Annotated in this window: 14 protein-coding genes; 11 read left to right on the top strand and 3 right to left on the bottom strand. The window is 57.8% G+C overall.

The features are described from left to right. Window positions 1-23 precede the first annotated feature (23 nt). The 10 genes from L1A08_RS11800 to L1A08_RS11755 all read left to right on the top strand — a co-directional run bounded on the left by L1A08_RS11800 (window position 24) and on the right by L1A08_RS11755 (window position 11,172). Entirely contained in the window at window positions 24-1,682 is a 1,659-nt protein-coding gene (locus L1A08_RS11800) for an alpha/beta hydrolase fold domain-containing protein (protein WP_238756604.1), read from the top strand. 41 nt (window positions 1,683-1,723) lie between these two features. Then, window positions 1,724-3,112, top strand: coding sequence for a sulfatase-like hydrolase/transferase (locus L1A08_RS11795; RefSeq protein ID WP_238756603.1), 1,389 nt, complete (start codon window positions 1,724-1,726; stop codon window positions 3,110-3,112). 28 nt (window positions 3,113-3,140) lie between these two features. Then, window positions 3,141-4,034 carry an aldo/keto reductase gene (locus tag L1A08_RS11790; RefSeq protein ID WP_238756602.1) on the top strand — a complete coding sequence of 298 codons (894 nt, stop codon included), beginning with the start codon at window positions 3,141-3,143 and terminating at the stop codon, window positions 4,032-4,034. A 244-nt stretch (window positions 4,035-4,278) separates the two neighbouring features. Next, complete coding sequence (locus tag L1A08_RS11785) at window positions 4,279-4,962, top strand: (2Fe-2S)-binding protein (RefSeq protein WP_238756601.1); 684 nt, start codon at window positions 4,279-4,281, stop codon at window positions 4,960-4,962. Between the two features lie 29 nt (window positions 4,963-4,991). Continuing rightward, the gene (locus L1A08_RS11780) at window positions 4,992-6,053 is read left to right on the top strand and encodes an FAD binding domain-containing protein (RefSeq protein ID WP_238756600.1); all 1,062 of its coding nucleotides are present in this window, start codon (window positions 4,992-4,994) and stop codon (window positions 6,051-6,053) included. A 27-nt stretch (window positions 6,054-6,080) separates the two neighbouring features. After that, window positions 6,081-8,324, top strand: a complete 2,244-nt coding sequence (locus tag L1A08_RS11775; protein ID WP_238756599.1) for a xanthine dehydrogenase family protein molybdopterin-binding subunit — start codon at window positions 6,081-6,083, stop codon at window positions 8,322-8,324. Between the two features lie 16 nt (window positions 8,325-8,340). Beyond that, entirely contained in the window at window positions 8,341-9,528 is a 1,188-nt protein-coding gene (locus L1A08_RS11770; protein WP_238756598.1) for an XdhC family protein, read from the top strand. Further along, window positions 9,525-10,151 carry a nucleotidyltransferase family protein gene (locus tag L1A08_RS11765; protein WP_238756597.1) on the top strand — a complete coding sequence of 209 codons (627 nt, stop codon included), beginning with the start codon at window positions 9,525-9,527 and terminating at the stop codon, window positions 10,149-10,151. The genes L1A08_RS11770 and L1A08_RS11765 overlap by 4 nt, the downstream gene beginning before the upstream one ends. Window positions 10,152-10,155: 4 nt before the next feature. After that, window positions 10,156-10,605 carry a YaiI/YqxD family protein gene (locus tag L1A08_RS11760; RefSeq protein ID WP_238756596.1) on the top strand — a complete coding sequence of 150 codons (450 nt, stop codon included), beginning with the start codon at window positions 10,156-10,158 and terminating at the stop codon, window positions 10,603-10,605. A gap of 87 nt (window positions 10,606-10,692) precedes the next feature. Continuing rightward, a complete protein-coding gene (locus tag L1A08_RS11755; RefSeq protein ID WP_238756595.1) occupies window positions 10,693-11,172 on the top strand; it encodes an MgtC/SapB family protein in 480 nt (159 codons plus the stop codon). A gap of 5 nt (window positions 11,173-11,177) precedes the next feature. Here the strand turns inward: L1A08_RS11755 and ggt are convergent, their stop codons facing one another. Beyond that, on the bottom strand, window positions 11,178-12,944 hold the full coding sequence (gene ggt / locus L1A08_RS11750; RefSeq protein ID WP_238756594.1) for a gamma-glutamyltransferase: 1,767 nt from the start codon (window positions 12,942-12,944) through the stop codon (window positions 11,178-11,180). 309 nt (window positions 12,945-13,253) lie between these two features. On the opposite strand from ggt, the gene L1A08_RS11745 reads away from it, so the two are divergent. Further along, window positions 13,254-16,796 (top strand): PVC-type heme-binding CxxCH protein, encoded by a 3,543-nt coding sequence (locus L1A08_RS11745; RefSeq protein WP_238756593.1) that lies wholly within the window; start codon window positions 13,254-13,256, stop codon window positions 16,794-16,796. Window positions 16,797-16,908: 112 nt separating this feature from the next. Here L1A08_RS11745 and L1A08_RS11740 read toward each other — a convergent pair whose 3' ends face one another. After that, the gene (locus L1A08_RS11740; RefSeq protein ID WP_238756592.1) at window positions 16,909-20,673 is read right to left on the bottom strand and encodes an ATP-binding protein; all 3,765 of its coding nucleotides are present in this window, start codon (window positions 20,671-20,673) and stop codon (window positions 16,909-16,911) included. After that, the gene (locus L1A08_RS11735) at window positions 20,673-25,013 is read right to left on the bottom strand and encodes a PAS domain S-box protein (RefSeq protein WP_238756591.1); all 4,341 of its coding nucleotides are present in this window, start codon (window positions 25,011-25,013) and stop codon (window positions 20,673-20,675) included. The genes L1A08_RS11740 and L1A08_RS11735 overlap by 1 nt, the downstream gene beginning before the upstream one ends. Between the last annotated feature and the right edge of the window lie 219 nt (window positions 25,014-25,232).

Raw genomic sequence — 25,232 nt, 5'->3', positions numbered from 1 at the left:
GGTTCTGAGATGAAAGAGGTTCCATGTCGCCCGTTCCCATGATTCGCCTTCTCACCATCACATTCTTCTTGCTTCCCGCATTCGCCGGACCAAGTTCTTTGCTGGCCATCGAGTCCACTCCAGCACCGTTCGCCGGCACGATGGGAGAATGGCACGGCTTCACAAGTCATGAGTTCGAGATCGCCGGGAAACCAGTCCTCGTCGTCACGCCGGACAATCCGATCGAGGGTCGTCCCTGGGTTTGGCATGGCGAGTTCTTCGGGCACAAACCGGCTCCGGATGTCGAGCTGCTGAAACTCGGCTTCCACTGTGTCTACATGAAAATTCCTGACATGCTCGGCTCGCCCGAAGCCGTTGAGTACTGGAATCAGTGTTATCAGGAGTTGACCGACACCTACGGACTGGCCAGGAAGGTTGCGCTCGTTGGTCTGAGCCGAGGCGGGCTTTACTGCTACAACTGGGCCGCCGCAAACCCCGAGAAGGTTTCCTGTATTTACGGCGATGCTCCCGTTTGTGACTTTAAGAGCTGGCCGGGTGGACGCGGGAAAGGGCCCGGCAGCGAACGCGACTGGAAGCTCGTGCTGCAACGATACCGCTTCGCAAATGAAGCCGAAGCCCTCGCCTACCGCGGCAATCCGGTGGATCGCCTCAAACCACTGGCGGAGGCAGGCGTTCCGCTGCTGCACGTCTATGGCGATGCCGACGAGGTCGTCCCCTGGGACGAGAATACGGGACTTCTGGCCGAACGGTATCGGGAACTCGGCGGAGACATTCAGCTCATCACCAAACCAGGTGTGAAGCATCACCCCCACGGGCTTCACGATCCGACGCCGATCGTCGAATTCATCGCCTCGGCTGCTGGCATTGCGTATGGCACTCCGCGTAAGCCTCGCAAGGATCCCGTCGATCAGCGGGTCGCTCAGATCGAACCAACGAGCCGCGTTGTTTATAAGACTGTCGACGATCGCGAACTCTATCTGCACGTTCTCAATCCCGACGATCTTCAGGACGGCGAACAGCGGCCATGTTTCATTGTGATTCATGGGGGCGGCTGGACCGGGGGAGAACCGCGACGAATGTATCCATTCGCCGACCATTACCGCGATCAGGGACTCGTCGGAATCAGCGTTCAATATCGTCTGTTGAATGCGAAGAAAGGAGTGAACGTATTCGACTGCATCTCGGATACGAACGACGCGGTCCGCTTCGTTCGGTCTCATGCGGAGATGTTCAATATCGATCCGAACAAGATCATTGTGAGCGGAGGATCTGCCGGAGGGCACCTCGCCGCCGAGACCGCTCTCTACTCCGACTCATCTGATTCAGACATATCGACTGTTCCAGCTGCTCTCGTTCTATTGTTTCCGGTGATCGATACCTCCGAAGCGGGCTATGGCAATGCCAGGATCGGTTCTCGATGGCGGGAAGTCTCACCGGCGCACCAAGTCGATGGCAAAGTTCCACCGACGATCCTCTTCCACGGAACTGGAGACACGGTGACGCCATTCGCCGGAGCTGTCGCGTTCACGGAAGCTATGAAAAAGCAGGGCAATCGCTGCGAGCTTGTCGTCCATGAAGGGGGCCGCCATGGCTATCTCATGTTCGACGAAGCTCTGCTGAATGAAACCCTCCGTCAGAGCGACGAGTTCCTTTCTTCGCTGAATCTGTTGAACAATCAATAAGAGCTTCGCGGCTTCTGTCGCCCCAGATAAAGGATCGAATCATGCCGGCACTGAGAACAGTCGCCTTTTCTCTTCTTCTCGTCGTCTCCGGAACATTCGCTATTGCGGGGGAGCGGCCTAATGTGGTGATGCTGCTGTCCGATGATCTTGGGTTCCGCGACATCGGCTGCTACGACGGTCCTGTTGATACGCCGACACTTGATAGTCTGGCGGCTCGTGGCGTTCGCTTCACCGACTTCTACTCGGGGTGCGCCGTCTGTTCGCCATCTCGAGCAACGCTGCTGACAGGGCGACATCACATTCGAGCCGGGGTGTACAGCTGGATTCACGATCCGAGTCAGCAGTCGCATCTGCTCGAACGGGAGATCACTCTGGCAGAGATTCTGAAAGAACAGGGTTACGCCACCGCTCATGTTGGCAAATGGCACCTTGGTTTGCCGGGCCACGGGAAAGACAAACCGACACCAGATGCTCACGGCTTCGACTACTGGTTCGCCACCTGGAATAACGCGGAGCCGAGCCACCATAATCCGGTCAACTTCATTCGCAATGGCGAAGCCGTGGGCCCGCTTGAAGGCTATTCCTGCCAGCTTGTCGTCGACGAGGCGATCGATTGGCTCGACAGCCGATCTGATGATGAAGAGCCGTTCTTTCTGAACGTCTGGTTCCACGAACCCCACGCTCCCATCGCCGCGCCAGATGAAATCGTCGAACAGTACGGAAAGGTCAACGACAAGGCCGCGATCTATTCAGGAACCATCGAGAACACCGACCGCGCGGTCGCTCGACTGCTGAAGAAGCTCGCCGCCGTCGATTCACCGGAGAACACGCTCATCATCTACGCATCGGATAACGGCACCTATCGTCAGGACCGCACGGGCAATCTGAAAGGTCGCAAAGGGCAGAACTGGGAAGGCGGAATTCGCGTGCCCGGGATCTTCAGCTGGCCTGGCACCATTCGGCAGGATCGGGTTTCCCATGTCCCGGCCGGGATTGTCGATATTCTTCCGACGGTCTGCGGCTTGCTGGAAATCGATGCTCCCGGTGATCGCGCGATCGACGGCTCGGATCTGGCACCCGTCCTGAAAGGGAACGAAAAAGCGTTTACTCGACATCAGCCCCTGTTCTGGCATCTGCAGAAGTCCCGGCCGATTGTCGCCATGCGAGACGGCAACTATTCGCTTGTCGCTGATCCCAACTATGAGCTTTCGACCAGCAATATGTTTGAGGAAGCCTGGATCCCTCAGATCAAAAGCGGCAGCTACACCAACTTTCGACTGTACGATCTCGTGAAGGATCCTCAGCAGAAGCAGGACCTGGCGGCCAGTCGACCAGAGTTGACTGAGAAGCTCAGGAAGAAACTCCTGGAGATTAACGCAAGCATTATGGCCGACGGCCCCGATTGGCATCTGGAGAATCAGAGCGAGTAGACCATACTGAAGCCAGGAGATCAGAACAATGCGTAAACGCACACTGGGGCGAACCGGACTGCAGGTGACGCAGCTTGGCTACGGGAGCATGGGACTCCGCGGGCCACGAACGTGGGGCGTCCGTGTCGTCAGCGATGCGGAAGCCGATCGGTTTCTGAATGAAGTGCTCGACTCCGGGATCAATTTCATCGATACCGCTCCCGACTATGGGGTCGCTGAGGAGCGGATCGGACGGGCACTAAGCAAACGTCGCGACGAATTCTACCTGGCGACCAAATGTGGCTGCGATCCCGTTCAGCACGACGACCAACTTGAGATCCGTCACACGTGGACGGCTGAGGTGATCAAGAACAACCTTGAGCAGAGCCTGCGTAACCTGCAGACGGACCATATCGATCTCATGCAGTTTCACGGCGGCGACGCCCACACGCTGGTCGAGGCAGGGCTGGTCGATCTGCTCAGAGACTTCCAGCAACAGGGGAGAATCCGCTTCTTCGGCGTCTCGACTTCTCTCCCGGAGCTGCCGGCGCTGATCGAACTCGACGTCTTCGACACATTCCAGATTCCCTACTCGTGTCTGAACCGGGCTCATCACGATCTGATTACCCAGGCTGCCGCGACCGGGGCGGGGATCATTATTCGAGGAGGCATTGCCCACGGAGGCCCCGACGCCGAGATCCAGCGAGACAAGCTCAATGCGATTTGGAATACAGCTGGACTCGACGAACTCCTGACGGAGGGAATGAATCGAGCCGAACTGATTCTGCGCTATACCATTTCGCATCCGCATTGCGATACGACCATTGTCGGAACCTGCAACCCGGCACACCTCGCTGAGAATCAGCAGGCCGTCGAAAAAGGCCCGCTTCCGGAGTCGTTGTACAACGAGATCACGTCACGCGTGAAGCAGACGGGACAATAACGGCCTCACCAGTTCGCAGCTCCCGCTCGCGCACCAACTGGTCGTCTTCGCGGAATTCTCGCCAAACTGGTCTTTCCTGTCTCAATTGCTCGCTTAATATCGAGAGAGCCGCTCTTCTCTTCGAGCAGCTCGCTCGGAAGTGCAATCGTTGCGTCCGTCTCAGCGCAAAGCATTTCGGGCGGACAGTCCGTCATGTGACGACACATGGTTAAGCGGTCCACTCCAGCAGACAGCGAGGTCTCGGATGAATCATCACGCAGACAGCAACAATTCCGCCGGGCTTGGTCGTCGTCAATTTCTCAAAGGTGTAGGGACGCTCGCCGGTGCATCCTGCCTGCCCACAAATGCGACCGCCGCCGACGAGAACACTCCGCAGGAGAGAAACGTGCTCGAACATCCTCTCACGCTGACTCTGCGAATCAACGGCAGGGAACTCACTCGGGAAATCGATGCCCGCACAACACTGCTCGATCTCCTGCGGGAGAATCTTCAGCTGACCGGGACGAAAAAGGGGTGCGACCATGGTGCCTGTGGAGCCTGTACCGTTCACGTGAACGGAGACCGGGTGCTCTCCTGTCTGACGCTCGCCGCCACTCTTCAGGAAGCCGAGATTACCACGATCGAGGGCGTCTCGCAGAACGATCAATTGCATCCCCTTCAGGAAGCCTTTCTCCGCTGCGACGCCTACCAGTGCGGATATTGCACGCCTGGGCAGATCATGTCGGGCATTGCCTGCATCGGAGAAGGACATGCCGACAAGTCGGCCGAAGAGGCGCGGGAATGGATGAGTGGAAATCTCTGCCGCTGTTCAGCCTATCCCAACATCCTTGCGGCTGTCCGACAGACCGCCGGAGCGGAGCCTGAGTCCGATCCAGCGGCCACGGTCAAAGCACTCTCACTGGCCGAAGCCTCCTCACAGGGACGCTGATATCACTCACGCATTCAGGGGAGAGTTTTATGATCCCGTTCGAGTTCGCCAGTCCGAAAACGTTGTCTGAGGCGAGCAGAGAAGTCGATCACAAGTCGAACATGGCGCTTGCGGGAGGCACGACACTTCTCGACCTGATGAAGCTGAATGTTCTCACGCCCAACCGGGTTGTTTCGATCGCTCCAGTCCTTGGGAAAGAGGTCCGCCTGGAGCGGGACACCCTGACGATCGAAGCGGGCTGCACGATGGCGAAGCTCGCCGATCATGAAGCGATTCGGGACGCCTTTCCAGTGATCCGTCAGTCGTTAATTACCGCTGCCTCTCCGCAGATTCGCAACATGGCGACCATCGGCGGAAACCTGCTGCAGCGCACAAGATCAACCTACTTTCGACATCCCGATATGGCCCCGCCGGAGCAATCGTTCGAAGCGGAAACCGAAGAAAAGTTCTGGCACCGAGTCGATCTTTCGTCGGCAGCGGTCCTCGGCAACAACGGGCGTGTCGTCGGAACCTATCCCGGCGACTTTGCCAACACCGTGGTCGCCTTCGATGGCACGGTGCATTTGCAGGGACCGGACAACACTCGCACCGTGAAGGCCCGCGACTTCTACCGGAAGCCCAGCGAGAAAGAGATCCAGTACAGCGTCGACCTGAAGCCGGGCGAACTGATTGCGGCCATCTCCCTTCCGGTTACCCCGGCGCTGAAGCAGAGTTTGTACTTCAAGGTCCGCGAGCGCAGCAGTTATGCGTTTGCTCTGGCAAGCGTCGCCGCCGGGCTCGAGTTGGAAGGGGAGGGTGCGTCTGCCACGATCCGACATGCGCATGTCGCCTTCGGCGGATTGGGGTCGATTCCCTGGTACAGCAGCGCCGCTGTGCTGGCGCTTGAAGGCGAGCCGGCAACTGACGAGAACTTTGAAAAGGCCGCTCAGACGGCTCTGGCAGAAGCGGCCCCTCCACCGGGCAATGAATACCGCGTTCGTCTCGCTGAACGGAGCCTCGTCCGCAGCCTGCGGCGTCTGCGTGATGTCGGCCCCTATACCGATGCCGAGATCTGGGCCATGCAACACGGACGGGCAGTCAACCAGTCCTGAACTCGCCACTAGGAAACAGGATCAATCATGGCAACGACCACCTATTCAAAGCTCCCTCTTGAAGGAGCAGTGGGCAAGCCGATCGTACGGCGGAGCGGGCGAGCGAAAGTCACTGGTACCGCCCCCTTTACTGCGGAGAGAAATCTCCCCGGTCTGCTGCACGCCGTCGCGGTACCGAGCACGATCGCCCGCGGAAAGATTCGTTCGATCGATACGAGTTCAGCGGAGAAGATGACGGGCGTTCGGGTGGTCATCACGCCCGACAATGTTCCGGAGTTCAAACGCATCCCCACGTTCAACGAAGCGATGAAGGAATCGTGTCTGGCATCGCATGTCTATCCTGCAGCCGAACGGGAAGTCTTCTATGCGGGGCAGTTTGTCGCTGCTGTTGTGGCCGATACGTTCGAAGCCGCACGCGATGCCGCTCTGGCGGTGAAGATCGAATACGAACCAATGGAGCACGTTACCTCGATCGAGGAAGCTCCCGCCGATGAACGACCGAAATCGCTCTTCGGTGCTCCGCCTGTCATCGAGATTGGCGATGCGGTCTCGGCTTTCGATCTGGCGGAGGTGAAGGTTGATGTCAATTTCGATCTGGCGATGAACCACCACAATCCGATCGAACCTCACGCCGCACTGGCTCACTGGAGTCACGAAGGCGGGAAAGAACATCTCACGGTCTTCGAAACAACGCAGTCACTGTCGGTTAGCCAGAAGACTTACGAGAAGCTGTTCAGTCTGCAACCCGAGCAGGTGCGCGTAATCTGCGAGATGGTCGGCGGGGCATTCGGCTCGAAAGGTTCGATGTGGCCCCATTCCGTGCTCGCCTGCTTTTGTGCAAGAGTTGCCGGGGCGCCGGTCAAACTCGTCGTGACCCGCCAGCAACTGTTCGGCGGCACCGGACATCGGACGCCGATGAAACAGCGAGTCGCTCTCGGGGCGAATCGCGATGGAACGATCAAGGCGATTATTCATGAAGGAGTAGCGACCACGTCGGAGAAGGATTCCTATGCCGAAGCCTTCACGATGGCGACTCGCATGATGTATCAGACCGAATCGCTGCGGCTCGCACAGACTCAGTCGCGAATTCATACGCAGTCGCCGACATTCATGCGGGCTCCGGCGGAAACGCCCGGCATGTTCGCGCTGGAAGCGGCGATCGATGAACTCGCCTCAGAACTTGGCATCGATCCGATTGTACTTCGCGTTCGAAATGAACCGGAGAAAAGTCTCTATGAAGACAAGCCATTCAGTGGGCGGCATCTGGTGGAATGTCTCCAGAAGGGAGCCGAAGCATTTGGCTGGAACGAGCGTCCGAGGGAGCCGCGTAGTCAGCGGGACGGAGACTGGCTGATCGGGACGGGCGTCGCCTCGGCAACCTATCCGGCGATGTTCTTTCCGACTCAGGCGCGCGTCACACTTCGAGCTGGTGGGACCGCTCACATCGACTGCTGCTCCCAGGAACTCGGCACGGGAACGGTCACTACTCAATGCCAGCTGCTGGCGTCACAGCTGAGGATCTCGGCCAGCCGCGTCAGCATGAATCTTGGCGACACGTCTCTTCCGCCCGGCGGGATTTCTGGCGGCAGCGCCACCGCCGCCAGTGTGGGGGGAGCAGTCCGAGCCGCAGTCGATGCCTTAAGGAAGAAGCTGATCGAACTGGCACCGTCCGACAGCTCGCTGGCACAGGCTCGCGTTGAGGACGTCTCCTTCAAAGAGGGAATGGTCTCTGTCGCGTCCCAGTCGTGGCCACTCGAGGAGTTACTGTCCGGCAAGTTCAAAGACGAAATCGCCGCTGTCGGGCAGTTCAAAGCTGCAAAGGATTCCAAAACGTCGAACCATTCCTACGGAGCCCAGTTCGTGGAAGTCGCTGTTGATGAAGAGCTGGGGCTCGTCCGCGTTCGGCGGATGCTCGGCTGTTTCGCCTGTGGCACCATTCTGAATGCCAAAACAGGGCGGAGTCAGTTTCTGGGCGGAATGATCATGGGCGTTGGGCATGCACTTCATGAAAAGACGGTCTGGGACCATCGGCTCGGGAGAATCGCGAACGACAATATCGCCGAGTATCACGTTCCTGTGAACGCCGACATCCCCGATATGGAGATCATGTGGATCGACGAACCCGACTTCAACGCCTCGCCGGTCGGAGCGAAGGGGATTGGTGAGATTGGAATCACTGGTGTCGCAGCCGCGATCGCCAATGCGATTTATCATGCGACCGGCCGTCGGTACCGGGACCTGCCGATCACCCCCGAGAAAATCATCATCTGAACCGGATCCATCGACGATGCAGGAACTGTTACGAACAGCCCGCGAGGCTCTTGAGTTCGACGAAGAGTGCGTCCTCTGCACTGTCGTCCGCCTGGTCGGCAGTGGTTACGGACGACCGGGAGCCCGCCTGTTGCTCACGCAGTCTGGAGAACGCGTTGGCTATATCAGCGGAGGATGTCTGGAGAAAGATCTTTGTCGCCAGGCGTGGAGCCTCACCGAACGAGGGCCGCGGCTGATTGCCTACGACACCCGTTCGGGAACGATCCACCCGTCCCGATTCAACACTGGCTGCGAAGGAATTGTCTCCATTCTCTGCCAGAGGATTCGCAGTCTCGTCGATCCCGCGATTCGCATTCCCGCACTGCTGGATCACCACGACACTCCGGTTAAGCTGGCGACGATCTACCGCAGCAGTTCACCATATTTCCAGGCTGGTGACACGATCGCCGTTCTTCCGGATTCAGACATCATCACGGATCTCTCTTCCGTTCACTCGCCCGTGTTCCAGCAGGTATTGATCGAGCGGATTCTCGAAGCCGGGCAAACGCACTCCGTCGAGCTTCAAGATCAGGAGGGGAACGCAATTGAAGTCTTCATCGAGCTGTTGACGCCGCCACCTCATCTGGTGATTTGCGGAGCAGGGGATGATGTCATTCCCGTGGTCGAGTTTGCCCGTCGACTCGACTGGAAAGTGACAGTCCTCGGCCACCGCCCTGAACTGACGACGCCGGCCCGTTTCGAACGGGCACACGTACGGTGTGGACAAATCGCCGAGATGCTGGAAGAGATGACACTCGGTCCACGATGCTATCCACTACTAATGACTCACGACTTTGCCTGCGACGTTCAGCTGCTGCCAACGCTTCTGGAATCCGCGGCTCCATCCATTGGCATCCTTGGTCCGAAACGGCGTCTTGCCAGACTCGTGCAGGAACTTGCCGACAGTGGTCGAACAGTATCTCCGGAAGAAGCCGATCGTATCCGGGCTCCACTGGGGCTCGATCTGGGGGCGATCACGCCGGCCGAGATAGCCTGTTCAATTGTCGCAGAAATTATCGCACTCGAACGCGGACGGTCGGGAAGACCGCTGCACGACTCGCGCCATCCCATTCACGATGCTGCGCCTCATCAGAGCGAGACACAACCACCTTCCCGCTCGATGAGAACCGCATCGGTCTGTGCGCTCACTGGAATAGATTCGTGAATGCGGCGATCGTACTGGCCGCCGGCGGCTCAACCCGGATGGGACAACCGAAGCAACTGCTCGACTGGAACGGCCGCCCGTTACTTCGGCACACTATTAACGAATTGATTTCCGCCGGACTCGATCATGTGATTGTGGTTCTGGGAGCCCAGGCCGATGTGATTGAGAGCCAGGCCCTTGCCGACGCTCCGGCGATGGTTGAGATCGTGTACAATCCCGACTGGGAGACGGGGCAGGCTTCGAGTCTTTCGACGGGGATGCGAGCTGCGAATGCACGCGGGGAAGAGGTCCGACTGCTCCTGGTTGCTCTCTGTGACCAGCCTTTCGTGATCGCTTCCGACTACCGCAAATTGATCGATGCACTTTCTGCCGATGGTGCGTCCGCGGCGGCAACACGCTACGATTCAGGCGCTGGTGTCCCCGCGGCATTCACCCGACAGGCCTGCCTGGAACTGCTTCACGTTCAAGGGGACGTTGGAGCCCGTGGCTGGCTGCGAGCGCAGCCGTTTGAGCGTGTCGCTCTGGTCGATATTCCGACGGCCCTGCGTGACCTCGACAGTCCGCGGCAATACCAGCATGCCCTGGCAGATCTCTCACAGACTTCCAACGAACGGAACCGATGATTTCATGCGTATCTGGGTCGACGCCGACGCCTGTCCCCGCGACATCCGGGAGCTGCTGTTTCGCGCAGCCGTCCGCCGGAAGGTGCAGATCACACTCGTCGCCAACCAGCCGGTGCGAGTTCCGAAGTCGGAATTTATCGACACCGTTCAGGTCGGAGCAGGGGCCAACGTGGCCGATCAGCGCATCGTAGAACTGATGGCCCCGGAAGATCTCGTCGTGACCGCTGACATTCCGCTAGCCGCCGGGGTGGTCAAACAGGGCGGACAGGCTCTCGATCCCCGTGGGCAGATGTTCTCCGAGGCAAACATCGGAGAACGACTCGCGATGCGCGATCTGCTCGACGGGCTTCGCGGCAGCGGCGAGATCATGGGCGGCCCGGCTACTTTTTCCGACAAGGATCGGCAGACATTCGCCAACCAACTCGATCGGTGGCTGACTTCCCGCCAAAAGTAGGAATCGTCCCTGTTGATTGTGACGCAATCTCTGCTCGAATAGAGGGATCGGGAGCAGTGATCCCCTGACGATTCGGAGCAATTGACAATGGAACTGATCTGGAGTGATATCCTCATTCGACTGGGGGCGGCAATCTTCTGTGGAGGAATCGTCGGCTGGGAACGCGGGCGGCAGGAGAAAGCTGCTGGCTTGCGGACCCATATTCTCGTCTCTCTCGGTGCAGCTGCGTTCACGCTGATTGCGATTGAACTTCCTCGGTCGTACGCCGAAACGGAAAAGATCGAGATGGATCCGACCCGCATCGTTCAGGGAATCATCGGCGGAATCGGGTTCCTTGGAGCAGGAGCAATCTTCCGCACCCGTTCGACAATCCACGGACTGACGACGGCTTCCGGAATCTGGGTCATCGCCGCCGCTGGCGTCGCCAGTGGATTCGGCTTCTTCATGCTCGCGATCCCACTGGCCGTCATGATCGCGCTCATCAATGGATTCTTCGTTCTGTTCGATCCCAAGAAAGACTCGCCGGAAGAATCCGTCCCTCCACCAGAGTCACAACTGGATGGCTGACAGGTCTACGGGACTGTCTGCACCGTTTCCGCGCGGCGAGCCGCTCCCCCCCGTCGCCAGTCAGCGACGCCAGTCGCCATGTCCGTTTCGACATCGACTGAGATCGAATGCGCGGAGCCCTGCCTGTAATCGGCTGAGAGCCGCACATTGTGGCCGCGGCTTTCGAGTTCCTCGGCGATGTGTTTTACGTCGGCTTCGTCCAGTGATTCCAGCCGAATCACATCCGGATACCACTGGTGATGGAACCGCCAGCCATCCACCGCTTCCGGCAATGGGCGTTCGAAAGCCAGCGTCTGCACCAGAATCTCATAAACGGTATTGATGATCGTCCTGCCGCCCGGACTCCCGGTCACGAGTCGGACCTTCTCTCCCTGCTTGACAATCGTCGGCGACTGCGAGGAGAGCATCCTCTTCCCAGGAGCCATCTCATTCGGTTCCGTGCCGATCGTTCCTTCGGTGTTGGTGTATCCCGGATACCAGTTGAAGTCACCCATCTCGTTGTTGAGTAGAAAACCCGCTCCCGCGACCACGATGCGGGAGCCATACGATTCTTCCAACGTGTAGGTGTTGCTGACCGCCATGCCGTTCGCGTCGATGACCGAGAAGTGGGTCGTCTGCGGGCTTTCGTAAGGTCCCTCTGTGATGGCGATCTTGTCGGCGATCGATTTGCTCGACGTGGCGGTCTCTCGATCGATCGTCGAAGCCAGCTCGTGTGCACGTGCTCGCGAAAACTTGTTGTGGAGTTCCCTCGTCATGGGCAGATCTCCGAGATGGGCAGCCCGCTCGCGAAAGGCTCGCCGCATGACCTCACTGAGAAGATGGACTTGATCGGCGGTCCAGAACTCTTCTGACGTTGGAGTCAACTTGAGCGTTTCGACCATCTGCATTTCCAGTATGACGGTCAGGCCGCCGGAACTCGGAGGCGGGGCTCCGTAGATGGTGTAGCCCCTAAATCGACCACTGACTGCCGGTTTAATAAGAGCCTCGTAGGACTTGAGGTCTTCACGACTGATGAGCCCTTCGCTTCGTTTCATCTCCTGCAGCAATCGACTGGCGATGGCTCCTTCATAGAACGCGGATGCTCCCTGTTCGGCGATCAGTTCGAGTGTCGAAGCCAGATCCGGTTGCACGAGTCGGTCTCCGACGCGCCAGTGACGACCGTCCGGGTGACCGTAGACGCGGCGGAACTCGGCGAACTGAGGATCTGTTCGCACTCGTGCGCGGGTCAGGTACGAGTTGAGCGACCAGGCCAGAAACTCATCGACTTCAACCCCATCTCGCGCCAGCTGCACGGCAGGAATCACAAGCTGCTTCCACGGCAGTGTCCCATACCGTTCGTGAGCGGTGGCAAGTCCGGCGACCGTTCCGGGAACTCCCGCCATTCGAGCATGGTGGCGGTCGGTCCAGTTTACGAAGCTATTGGCGCTGACCGAGGCTGGGGCCGTTTCCCGATAGTCCACACAGACGACATCGTCCCCGGGCGGAGCGATCATCATGAAGCCTCCGCCTCCGAGATTACCGGCCTCTGGCCAGGTGACCGCGAGGACAAACGCCGTCGTCACCGCTGCATCGACTGCGTTTCCGCCTTGCGTCAGAATCTTGCACGCCGCGGCAGAGGCTTCGTCGGTTTCCGACACGACGATGCCGCTCCTACTTTCAACGACTTCAACCGACTGACGCGGCGGACGTGTGACTGGCTCTGCGGCTCCACTCCAGTGATTGCTTATTAGAATCGTGCAAGTAATCAGCTGGACGACGTATCTGAGCTTCATGGAAGTCGATCTCCTCATCAGGGATTCGCTGGAGAGAGGTATTCGTTCAGCATAACAGGTTTCTTTCGCGTGAGAGGGCGAGCCGTCGAGTTTATGAACTTGGTTCACTCCGCCCGGCTTTTTGGTTACTCTGAATGCGGAGTCAGTCCGCCTGCTGGCGCATCGAGCGACGGTGGCTCCGCCATGCAGTGAGACGATCTGAAGTCGACCCTCCGATCGTCCATTACTTCCCGCCGCGTCTGGTTCCAACACCAACGTGCCGCCTCCACAGAAAAGCCTTCAGCAACTTCCCTCAGGAGTGCATCGTCGATGATGAAGCGACTGTCTCTGTTCGCCAGCCTGCTCTTGTTCCTTGCAACCTCAACCAGCGCGGCTGACAAGCCAGATTCCTGGCGGATCCTCCAGGTCCCCGGAGCCTGGGAATCTCAGGATGAAGACCTCGAGTCCCATGATGGCTTCGCGTGGTACCGCTGCTATGTGAAGGTGCCGGAAAAATGGACACGATATTCTGAAGACATCGAAGATTTCAGCGGCTCGAAGAATCTGTACGCTCAGTCAGTCTCACTGCTTGTTCGCCATGTTGCCGATGTCCATGAGGTATTCGTTAACGGACAGTCGATCGGAACGACCGGCAGCTTTCCTCCCGACTACCGGAGTGGATACGAGGACTTCCAGCGCTGGAAGGTTCCGCCCGGAGTACTCAAGAACAATGCTTACAACGTCATCGCGTTTCGCGTTTACAATCATTCCGGAGAAGGGGGCTTTCGCGAAGAGGCTCCAGTTCTGATGGGCTACTTCACCGAGTGTACGCTGACGGGCGACTGGGAATTCCAACGTGGAGACGATCCGAGCTGGGCGATCGCTGCAGTGGACCAGAAGCCCGATGAAGCAGTCTACGAAGAATTTGTCATCTCCCGCTCTCAGTTGAATCGTCCCGAGAAACTGATTCGCGGTCGCAAGCTCACCCCCGCCGAATCAATGCAGAAAATGACGGTCTCTGAAGATCTCAAGCTCGATCAGGTGCTGACCGAACCAGAGATTGCTCAGCCCGTCGGAATGACTTTCGACGAACGGGGACGCCTCTGGGTGACGGAGTATCGGCAGTATCCGTTTCCAGCCGGCATCAAGATCATCAGCCGCGATCAGTACTACCGGGCCGTCTACGACAAACTCTCTCCTCCGCCACCGAATCACTTCAAGGGAATGGATCGAATTTCGGTTCACGAAGACACCGATGGCGACGGGACGTTTGACAGTCACAAAGCCGTCCTCGATGACCTTAATATCGCGGTTTCCGTTGCGCACGGCCGTGGAGGCTTCTGGGTCATGAACCCGCCTTACCTGATGTTCTATCCCGATGCCGATCTCGATGATGTCCCCGACGGCGATCCTGTTGTTCACGTCGAAGGCTTCGGTATGCAGGACACGCATTCCGTGCCGAATGCTCTGCGGTGGGGACCGGACGGCTGGCTCTATTTCGTACAGGGCAGTACTGTCTCGTCGAACCTCCGCACACCGGAAATGAAGCCGAACGAAGCGATCTACTGCGAAGCGAAAACCACGATTCGCTACCATCCCGAGACGAGACGCATTGAGCTCTTCACTGAGGGAGGCTACAACGCCTTCGGTTTCGATTTTGATGCGAAAGGGCGGCTCTTCTGCGGACAGAACGTCGGCAACGCCCGTGCCGTCCACAATGTGCAGGGAGCCTATTATCCCAAGGGGGGAGCGAAGTACGGTCCCGCTTCCAATCCCTATACCTTCGGCACGCTCGAGAAGATGGAGCATTCGCCAGAGACGCCCCGATTCAATCACACCGTGGTCCGCTATGAAGAAACCGGCATGCCGGATCGCTTTCTGGACAAACTGGTCTCAGTCGATCCGCTGCATCAGAACGCTTATCTGACCGAAATGACTTCTCACGGTTCGACGTTCCGCACGCGCGACGTCGAGGAGCCACTTCGCAGTACCGATCTTGGATTTCGACCGGTTGTGCTGCGAACCGGGCCTGATGGAGCGGTCTATATCGGCGACTTCTACGAGGAGTTCATCGCCCACGGTCAGCACTACCAGGGACAGGTCGATCCCGACACCGGCCGTGTTTATCGACTCCGCGCCGAAGAGGGCTATCAGTATCCCGTCTTCAACTTGAACGAGAAAACGACCGATGAGCTCGTTGACCTTCTGTCGCATCCCGCCAAGTGGTATCGGCAGACCGCATTGAGAATGATCGGAGACCGCAAGGATCCCAGTATCGTCCCACGACTCAAGAAGCTTATTCAGACCGGCGATTCGCAACTTGCCCTTGAAGCTCTCTGGGCTCTGAATCTGACTCAGGGGCTGAATGAAGCTGTTGCCCGGGACACGCTGGAACATCCCGATCCGTATGTGCGACTCTGGACGGTTCGACTACTCGGCGACGAAGGCAATCTGACAACCGAGCTCGCAAGCCGCCTGATCGATCTGGCGGAGAAAGAACCGAATGTCGAAGTGCGCAGTCAGCTCGCCTCCACAGCCAAGCGGCTGACGGGAGAACAGGCGATTCCAATTCTCGAAGCGCTTTATACGCACGACGAGGATGTCGACGACCCGCATGTCCCACTGTTGATCTGGTGGGGAATCGAACGATTCGCGGAGAGCCATCGGGCCGAGATCCTGCAAATGTTCGATGATCCACAGTTCGCACAGCAGCCGCTCGTAACCAGCTCGTTGCTTTCTCGATTGATGAAACGCTACGCTCTCGCCGGAGAACGAGCCGATCTGCAGGCATGTGTCACGTTGTTAAAGAAAACCGATGCCGAAGCTCCTCGTCAACAGTTGTTGAGCGGCTTTGAAGAAGCTTATCGCGGGCGTTCGCTGAGTAACATCCCGCGAGAACTCGCCGAAGAGCTGACGGCCTCTGGAGGCGGTTCGATCGTTCTGAGGATGCGGATGGGTGACGAGAAAGCCATGAACCAGGCGCTGTCCAGTCTGGCAGACCCAAGCTCCAAAGCCGACGAACTGAAAGACATTGTCGCAGTGATGGGAGAGTTGAGAGACCCCCGCGCTCTCGCCAGTCTGCTCTCGCTGATGCAGTCGACGTCCGATGAGAGTTTGCAGATTGGTCTGCTCTCGGCTCTGCGTAATTATGCAGACGATCGCATCGGTGAGATTGTACTTGCCCGCCTTTCTTCACTGGAACGCGAGCCGCGTCAGGTTGCGGAAACTCTGCTGGTCAGCCGAGCCGAGTGGAGCAGAGATCTTCTCGCGGCTGTTGATGCAGGAAAGATCGCCCCGGCGGATCTGCCGACTGATACTGTCCGTAAGATGCTGATTCACCAGGACTCCGAGATCGACCGGATCATCGGCAAGTACTGGCAACAGTTGCAGGATGCCTCCAGCGAACAGATCCAGCAGCAGATTGCTCATGTCGAACAGGTCTTGAGTGGTGAGCCAGGAGACCTCTATCGCGGGCGCGACGTGTACATGGAAACGTGTGCGAAGTGTCACGTTCTCTTCACCGACGGCAAACGAGTGGGGCCGGAACTGACCCAGTACAAGCGGGATGACCGCCTGCGAATGGTCATCAACGTCGTCAACCCCAGTGCCGAGATTCGGGAGGGGTACGAAAACTATCTGGTGCTCGACATCGATGGACGAGTCACGACCGGCTTCCTCGTCGATCAGGATGAACATGTCGTGGTTCTGCGGGGAGCCGATGGTCAGGACGTGACGATCGCGCGGGAAGACATCGAAGAGATGATTCGTCAGCCGAAATCACTGATGCCCGAAGGATTGCTCGACAAGCTGTCCGAGCAGCAGATTCGGGATCTGTTCGCCTATCTGCAGACCGGTCAGCCGCTGCCCAGGTGAAGCCGACTTCTAGAGCGAATCGCTCGACCGTACGTCCGCATAGAATCGAGTTCTCGCCTTAAACGACGGCAACTTATGCGGACGGAACGGCTACACCATTAAGTGAACTGCTCTAGTCTGATTCACGCTGCAGTTTGGCGTGATTCAGAATCATTTTCATCTGATCGAGAGAAGGGGGTTTGACGAGATGCTCGTCGAACCCCGCAGACTCTGATTTGCGCCGGTCCTCTTCCAGGCCGTAGCCAGTGAGGGCGACGAGGAGAATATGGTCGTTGGCCGGGTCTTCACGCAGTTTCCGGGCGACATCGTACCCATTCATTCCGGGAAGCCCGATGTCGAGCAGGATGATGTCGGGTTTGAATTCCGGCACTTTCTCCAGCACGGACGGACCGTCGTGAGCCGTCTCCACCTCATGGTCTCCGAGCTTGCCGAGCAGCTTGGATAACAGCCACGCGGCTCCGACATTATCGTCGACAGCCAAAATTCGTCTTGCTTCGCTCGTGTTGCCAGTATCGGGCATGTCGCTCTTCTGTTCCGGGCTGTCGATTCTGGGAAACTGCACCGTGAACGTGCTTCCCTGATTCGAACCTGCGCTTTCGACGGTGATGGTTCCTTCGTGCATTTCGACGAGCCGCTTTACAAGAGTCAGACCAATTCCCAGTCCTCCCTGCGAGCGGTCCAGAGAACGCGAAGACTGGGTGAATGCTTCAAAGATAGTCGGCATCAGTTCGGGATCAATACCAACGCCATTGTCTTTCACCGAGATGTAGACTTCTGCGTCAGTCGACCAGACGGAAACGCCGATTTGCCCCTCGGACTGAGTGTATTTACAGGCATTGTTGAGCAGATTCTCCAGAATCTGCACAATGCGGACGGGATCGGCATTCAGCCAGAGGGGTTCGTCCGAAATCTTCGTTGTCAGCTGCTGATTCTCACGATCAATCAACTGGCGAACCGCATCAATCGATTTTCTGACAACCTCCTGAATGCGGACCGGTTCCCGTCGCAGCTCGATCTTGTTCCGCATGATCCGGGAAACGTCGAGCAAATCGTCCACGAGCCGCACGAGGTGCTCCATCTGCTCCTGCATCAGCTGGATCATCTGCTCATTGCGGGGATCCCCTTCCACCGCGAGAAAGTCGAGCCCCGTGCGGATCGGCGCGAGAGGATTACGGAGTTCGTGGCCCAGCATCGCCAGAAAATCATCCTTACGACGCGCCGATTCGCGGAGTTCGGACTCAACTGCTTTCAAATCCGTAATGTCGATGATCGATCCGACGTAACCGAGAAATTTGCCTTCTGAGTTGAACCGCGGTGAAGCGGCATCAATCACCCAGCGATGCTCGCCATCATGTCGTTTGAGGCGATACTCAAGCCGGATCGGGTCACGCTCTTCCAGAGCGGCGGTGAACGAATGACGATTCGACTGACGATCCTCAGGATGAATGAGGGCGGTCCAGTCAACGGGGAGACCCTCTTCGGGAGACGATCCCGTGAACTCATACCAGAGTCGATTCAGATAGGTGCAATGTCCCTCATCGTCCCGAACCCAGATCATGACCGGCGCATGGTCGGCCATATTGCGAAAGCGGGCTTCGCTTTCGCGGATTGACTCGGCGGCTTCGCGTCGAATGTCGGCCAATGTCAGATGAGTCGAGATGCTGGCCAGCAGTTCGCGCGAGGCGAACGGTTTGGTCAGATAGTCATCTGCTCCCGCGCGAATCCCGGCAACACGGGCTTCTTCACCGGCTCGCGCTGACAGCAGCAGAATCGGAAGAACTTTCGTGCGCGGATCGTCCCGCAACGCCCGCAGAAGTTTGAATCCATCCATCTCCGGCAGCATGATGTCGGCGAGAATCAGATCGGGCGACTCCGAGACCGCCTTTTCCAGCGCTTCGCGACCATCATCGGCTATGATCAGCTCGTAGTCAGCCTGCAGCAACCGCGAGAGGTAACGTCGCATATCGACATTATCGTCGACGATCAGAATCCGAGGCAGCGTCCCCCTGTTGAGGTAAGGATCTTCCTCGGCTGGATCCTCGATCTCGTCTTCCGCGATCCAGCGAAGCGCCTCTTCGGCGAAGTGGTCCGATGATACCGACAGGGTCGCATCTTCGCCGCCTCCCTGAAGCCGGTCGGCTGGAAGATGCTCTTTACCGACCGGGAGGCGGACCGTAAACGTCGTCCCCTTTTCAGGCTCACTTTCGACTTCGATTGTCCCCTGATGCATGAGCACGAGTTCGTGCACCAGCGCCAGGCCGATCCCCGAACCTTCCTGAACTCGCCCGCGTGTCTCGTCGATGCGATGGAACCGCTGGAACAGGTGCGGAATTTCGTGCTCAGCGATGCCGCACCCGGTATCGCGAACAGCAAGCACGACGCTCTCCCGGTCTGCTTCGAGCACAACGTTGATTTCCCCGCGGGTTGTGAACTTGAACGCATTGGAGAGAAGATTGAGAACGATGGACTCCCACATCTTACGGTCGACATAGACCAGCTCGGCAAGGGGGGCGGTGTCCACGTTCAAATCAAGCCCGACCCGTTCGCAGGCTGATCGAAAGTTGCTCGCCAGATCGGACGTGAATTTGGCCAGGTCGGTCGGTTGGAATGTCGCCTGAACTCGACCTGCTTCCAGCCGAGAAAAGTCGAGTAAGGTATTGACGAGCTTGAGCATCCTCAAGGCATTGCGATGAGCCGTATCGAGTAACTGCGACTGCTCGGAGGTGAGTTGTTCTGACTGCATCTTCAGCACATCCTCCAGCGGACTGAGGAGCAGGGCGAGAGGCGTGCGGAACTCGTGGCTGATGTTGGAGAAGAATCGCGACTTCGCGATATCGAGATCGGCCAGTGACTTTGCTCGCTGTTTCTCCTCTTCATGAGCCTCCGCATTGGCAATCGCCATGCCGACATGCCGGCCGGTAAGCTGCAGAAATGTCTGATAGTTTCGATCAAACTCCAGATACGGACTGATTCCGGTCACAAGGAAACCCATCAGCCGGTTGTTGGACAACGGCATCACATACGCATTTTCTGGAGACTCCGGCCAGACGCCACAGCGGAGCGGACCGAATCGTTCGGAAAGATTTCCGACTTCGACAGGCTGCTCCGTTTCGAGCACTTCGACAAAAGGCCACGGAGTCTGATCGTGCTCCAGGTCGATGATCTGCGGACAGACCGCATCGTTTGGTAGAAGACCACAAGAGCCCGCAAGTCGCGCCCGCTTCTGATCATCCAGCAGGTAAAGCAGCACGAAGGGAAGATCGTGCGGATTGCGAGCCAGCGCTGTCGCGGCAAACCGGCTGGCGTCCTCCTGGGACTGGTTCTCAGTCCCGGTTCGTTCGGCCAGATGTCGCAGCGTCTGCAGCCGCCGGCCGGCCAGAACCCGCTGCGTGTCCTCCGTGCAGGCACAGAAGATCCCGCCGACATTCCCTTCGTCATCAATCAGTGGACTGTATGAGAACGTGAAGTAGGTTTCCTCACGAAACTGGTTCCGCTGCATCACGAGCAGCAGCTCTTCGTTCCATGTGGACCGGCGTTCGCTCATTACGAAGTCGGCCTGCGGACCGATAATCGACCAGATATCCGACCAGATATCGGGTGCAATGCCTCCCAGAGCGGCAGGGTGCCGTTCCCCGAGAATAGGAGCATAAGCATCGTTATACAAATTGAGCAGACGGTCTCCCCACCAGACGAACATCGGAAACCGGGAGGTCAGCATCAATTGCACAGCGTTCTTCAGACAGATCGGCCAGTCAGGAATCGGTCCCAGCGAGGTGGTCGCCCAATCCAGGCCGTTGATCCGTTCAGCCATCTCGCCGTCACCAGCGAAGTAGCAATCACTTTCAGGTTGTGTTCGATACGCAGACTGATCCGACATCACTTCGTCTCCGGCCTTCCTTCTGCAAGCACCTTCAACAAATCCGCGGGTTCGGCGGGTTTGACGAGATGATGGTCGAAGCCCGCATCCTGCGTTCTCCGTCGATCTTCATCCTGTCCCCATCCGGTGAGAGCGACGAGATGGATGTCATCCCCCCACTCCTGATTGCGGATCAAACGGGCTGCTTCATACCCGTTCATTCTTGGCATCCCGATATCCATCAGTATTACGTCGGGACGAAATTCACGTGCCGCATCGACACCCTCCCGGCCATCATTCGCGATACGGACTTCGTGCCCCAGCATCCTCACGATCATCGCCAGCAGGTCCGCGGCGGCTTTGTTGTCGTCGACCACGAGAATCTTCTGAAGAGTCGGACTGGGTGGCTCTTTTTCCTCCTCGGAAGATTGCTCCCCATTATAGTCAGGTCGCGGTGTTCCCAAGGGGAGACGGACACGAAATTGACTGCCCTGATTGAGGCCATCGCTCTGGACCTCGATCGTCCCGTCATGCATCTCCACAAGGGATTTCACGAGCGTCAGACCGATTCCGAGCCCCGTATAACCCTTTTCCATCGGACGGTCGATCTGGGCGAACATCTCGAAGATCTGATGCGTCATCTCGGAGGGAATCCCGATTCCGTTGTCGGCCACCGAAATCAGCACGTGCTCTTCGAGCTTCTCAATACTGAGGCGAATCGTGCCACCGTCAATTGTGTACTTCGCGGCGTTATTGAGCAGATTGGAAACGACCTGGGCCAACCGATGCGGATCGGCTTCGATTGTGATCGGCTCATCAGGAAGGATCACCTCCAGTTGATGCAGGTTGTCATCGATCAGCGGGCTTGATGCTTCAACGGCACTATTCACAACCTCATTCAGATTGACGCGACATTTCCGCAGCTCGAGTTTCCCCCGAGTAATCCGCGAGATATCCAGCAGATCATCGACTAGTACAATCAACTGGTGCGTCTGTCGCTCCATGACACTGCGAACCTCTTCGAGCGTCTCCGCATCGCCCTGGGTGTGCTTCATCACCTCGAGGCCCGTCCGAATCGGAGCCAGCGGATTCCGCAGTTCGTGAGCCAGTGTCGCCAGGAAATCGTCCTTTCGTCGATCGGCTTCCGACAACTTGGCGGCGATGCTGCGGAGCTCATCCTGAAGTTCCATCTGAGTCGTGACATCGGTATTGGTGCCCACCCAGCGAATGATCTGACCGTCCTCGTTTTTGATCGGCATGGCTCGGGAGAGAAACCAGCGGAACTTCCCGTCGCGGCCTTTCAACGGGAACGTATCTTCCCAGGGAGTTCCTGACTGACACGCGGCCTGAAACCGTTCGGTCACCTCTTCGACGAAGTCGGGATGATGAACCTTGTCCCATCCCCAGCCCTCCATCTCTTCCAGAGTCGTGCCGGTATACTCGAACCATCGTTGATTGTACCAATGGATGTAGCCGGTCTCATCGGCCATCCAGGCGAACTGCGAAATGCTGTCGGCCAGGTTGCGGAACCGCTCCATGCTGAGCTTGAGATCGTCCTCGGCTTTCTTCCGTTCGGTCGTGTCGAGCACGGTTCCAATCAGTCGACAGGCGACGCGACGGGAACCTTCCTCAGTAAAGAAAGCCTGTCCCTGGGCATCGATCCAGCGAATCGTTCCATCGGGCCAGACCGAACGATACTCCGCGGCGTACCGGCCATCTCCGTTGGGGTCCAGAGCCTCCTGGAGCTTTCGCTCTACCTGTTCCCGGTCGTCTGGATGCAGACGTTCGAAGAAGATGTCGATATTCACGTCCTCATCGATCGGCACTCCCAATGCACTCTTGCAGCGGTCGGACCATTCCAGTTCGCCGGTCAAAGGGCTGTAATCAAAGGTGCCAATATGTGTCGATTCAACAGCCAAACGGAGGCGTTCTTCGCTTTCCCGTAACCGATTCTCGGCTTCCTGCCGATCAGTCAGGTCGACCATGGAGCCGACCATTCGTAAGCCCTCGCCATCCCCGTTGCGGAGCACCTTGCCTCGATCGATGATGTATGCGTAGGTTCCATCGGATCGCTGGAAGCGATATTCGTCGACCCACTTTTCCTCATTGGATTGGATCACACTTTCCAGTCCGTCGACGACGCGGTCGCGGTCATCGGGATGAACCCGTTCGGCCCACCAGTCCAACGATGACTCCACGGTTTCATATCCGAAACGATTTTTAACGCTGTCATTCCACGTAATCTGGTGCTTCTTGAGATCCCAGTCCCAAATCACATCGTGGGAAGCGTCGCTGATCATACGATAGCGCCAGTCGCGATTAGCAATCTGCCGTTCGGCCTCCCGTCGATCGGTCATGTCCCGAAAAATCAACACGACGCCGATGATCGCTCCACTGTTGTCGCGAATTGGAGCGGCTCCATCATCAATCGGGAACTCCGAGCCCGATCTTGTGACGAGAATCGTGTGGTTCGATAAACCGACGATCTCTCCATTCCGTAAGACTTTCTCGACAGGGTTTTCAACGGGTTCCCGCGTTCCCTCGTGCAGAATGTTGAACACGTCCCGCAACGGTCGCCCCAGGGCCTCCTCCTTCGACCATTCTGTCAGACGAGCGGCAACCCGATTTAGAAAGGTGATTGCTCCGTTTTCATCGGTGGCAATGACGGCGTCGCCGATACTGGACAAAGTCACCTCGAACCATTCCTGCTGCTGTCTGAACTTCTCAGCAGCAATCCTGGACTCGGTAATATCGCGTGCGGCCAGATACACGCGAACGTCTTCGCTTTTCGCGTCCCGCTCCGCTCGGCCAAAGTATTCGACGTGCCGCGTGTTGCCCTCGCGAGTGATGATGCTGGTTTCGCTTCGGTGAACACCATGCTCGAGCCACTGCCCGATGCTCACCTCGACCGATTTGAGTTGGTCTTCGGGAACCAGAATCTGCCAGCCCCCCGCCGCATTCAGCTCATCAAGCGTGTAGCCGGTGACCCGTTGGAACCCGCTGGTCACCCATTCAATTTCGACCTGCCCATCGGGATGAATTCGTCCGATGCAGCCGTAGTCTGAGGCCAGTTCAGCCAGGGTCCGGTGCAGTTTCTCGTTGTTCCGTAAAGCTTCTTCCTGACGTTTTCGTTCCAGAAATTGTGAAAGACTCTCCGTTAACGGCGGAATGTTTTCCTTCACGGTGTGCGAAAGTGGGCGATTTGTGGACAGCGTCAGAACGCCGAGCCCCCGATCTTCGATGAACAGGGGATACCCGAGAAACGCAGCCGCATCCTGAGCGACCTGGTCGCCTGTTTCGGAAGAGGAGTCCGGAGCGTGCGAGAGAAACCGTGGGCTTCGTGATCGAGCAATCTTACCGATCAGTGACTCGCCGGGTGACAGTCGAAGCGACTCCGATCCCGAATCGCTTCCGAGACCAGCCCTGGCTGTCAGTTCCAGAAGCCCGGTCGCGAAATCAAAGCACCAGATGTCGACCTGCTGCACTTCCAGATGATCGACGATCAGCTGCGCACACTTCTGCAGCGCCTCCGGCAGTAACAACTCCTGAGCGAGCACGGCCCCGAGGCCACTTCGCAACTTGAGCAGACGCGCCTGCTCGGCGGCCGCTCGCTCGGCCTCTCTCTTCATCGTGATATCACGAAACACAAAGACCAGACCGATTTCGGAGTTCGTCCGATCCTTAATCGGCGCCACGGTATGCTGAATGGGCCGAGTCGTCTCATCGCGGGCGATCAACAACGTTCGCGCATGCAGCCCGGCGAACGAGTCGGTACTCTGGCCTTGCTCGGAAGAGGGGAGGGAACCTTCGCCGGTTGACTCATCGATGATCCGGAAAACTTCATCCAGCGGCTTTCCGGCTGCCTCTTCGAGTGTCCAACCGGTCAGTTCTTCAGCGTTCCGGTTCAGGAACGAAACCGCTCCCCTGGCGTCGGTCGCAATTACCGCGTCGGCGATACTGGCCAGAGTCACTGAAAGCCGTTCCTTATCCAGTGCCGCCAGATAGAAACGGAACCGCGTCCAGCAGATGATCGCGGTCGTCATCAGACTCAGCAGGATAAAGATCGTCAGTCGTCCCTGTTCCGCGGATGAAACCGAGAACAGCGGCCCTTCGGGCGTCAGAATGAACTGGAGTGCCGAAAAAGATCCGAGCACAATCGCCAGCAGACCCGGGCCAAACCCGCCGTAACATGCGGAGAGGACCACAGACAGGAAGAAGGTCGAGAAAACAACCTGAGTCGTCAGATAGCGATGTATCAGAACGCCGAGAATCGCGGCCAGAATACTGCTGACGAATGCAATGCCGTATCCAAATACTCGCGGACGACCACGTAGTTGGTTCCAAATCGCGACTGGGGACACGGCATATAACCTTAAGGAATCTTTCAGGGCCCTGGATTGTAGTCAGATCAAATCGATCGGGCCATTCAATTCGCCGGAATGTCAGGGCCTTCAACGATTTCGGGAAGAGCTTCCCTTTGTCGTCAAACTGATTATTTATCAGAACTGTGCGCCAACGGTTGTCAAGATGTTCTGCTGTCACTTCAATCAGCGAGGACTCCAGTCCACGCGCGTTCGATC

It is taken from the genome of Rubinisphaera margarita (assembly GCF_022267515.1).
Taxonomy (GTDB): Bacteria; Planctomycetota; Planctomycetia; order Planctomycetales; family Planctomycetaceae; genus Rubinisphaera; species Rubinisphaera margarita.
The sequence above is the reverse complement of the archived record's forward strand: the minus strand, read 5'-3'. Positions and strand labels throughout refer to the sequence as shown.

What these genes read in the sequence shown, in the direction of transcription:
- L1A08_RS11775 (WP_238756599.1), top strand. Translation starts at nt 6,081, where the DNA reads ATGGCAACGACCACCTATTCAAAGCTCCCTCTTGAAGGAGCAGTGGGC.
- L1A08_RS11800 (WP_238756604.1), top strand. Translation starts at nt 24, where the DNA reads ATGTCGCCCGTTCCCATGATTCGCCTTCTCACCATCACATTCTTCTTG.
- L1A08_RS11760 (WP_238756596.1), top strand. Translation starts at nt 10,156, where the DNA reads ATGCGTATCTGGGTCGACGCCGACGCCTGTCCCCGCGACATCCGGGAG.
- L1A08_RS11755 (WP_238756595.1), top strand. Translation starts at nt 10,693, where the DNA reads ATGGAACTGATCTGGAGTGATATCCTCATTCGACTGGGGGCGGCAATC.
- L1A08_RS11790 (WP_238756602.1), top strand. Translation starts at nt 3,141, where the DNA reads ATGCGTAAACGCACACTGGGGCGAACCGGACTGCAGGTGACGCAGCTT.
- L1A08_RS11740 (WP_238756592.1), bottom strand. Translation starts at nt 20,673, where the DNA reads ATGTCGGATCAGTCTGCGTATCGAACACAACCTGAAAGTGATTGCTAC.
- L1A08_RS11745 (WP_238756593.1), top strand. Translation starts at nt 13,254, where the DNA reads ATGATGAAGCGACTGTCTCTGTTCGCCAGCCTGCTCTTGTTCCTTGCA.
- L1A08_RS11785 (WP_238756601.1), top strand. Translation starts at nt 4,279, where the DNA reads ATGAATCATCACGCAGACAGCAACAATTCCGCCGGGCTTGGTCGTCGT.
- L1A08_RS11770 (WP_238756598.1), top strand. Translation starts at nt 8,341, where the DNA reads ATGCAGGAACTGTTACGAACAGCCCGCGAGGCTCTTGAGTTCGACGAA.
- ggt (WP_238756594.1), bottom strand. Translation starts at nt 12,944, where the DNA reads ATGAAGCTCAGATACGTCGTCCAGCTGATTACTTGCACGATTCTAATA.
- L1A08_RS11795 (WP_238756603.1), top strand. Translation starts at nt 1,724, where the DNA reads ATGCCGGCACTGAGAACAGTCGCCTTTTCTCTTCTTCTCGTCGTCTCC.
- L1A08_RS11780 (WP_238756600.1), top strand. Translation starts at nt 4,992, where the DNA reads ATGATCCCGTTCGAGTTCGCCAGTCCGAAAACGTTGTCTGAGGCGAGC.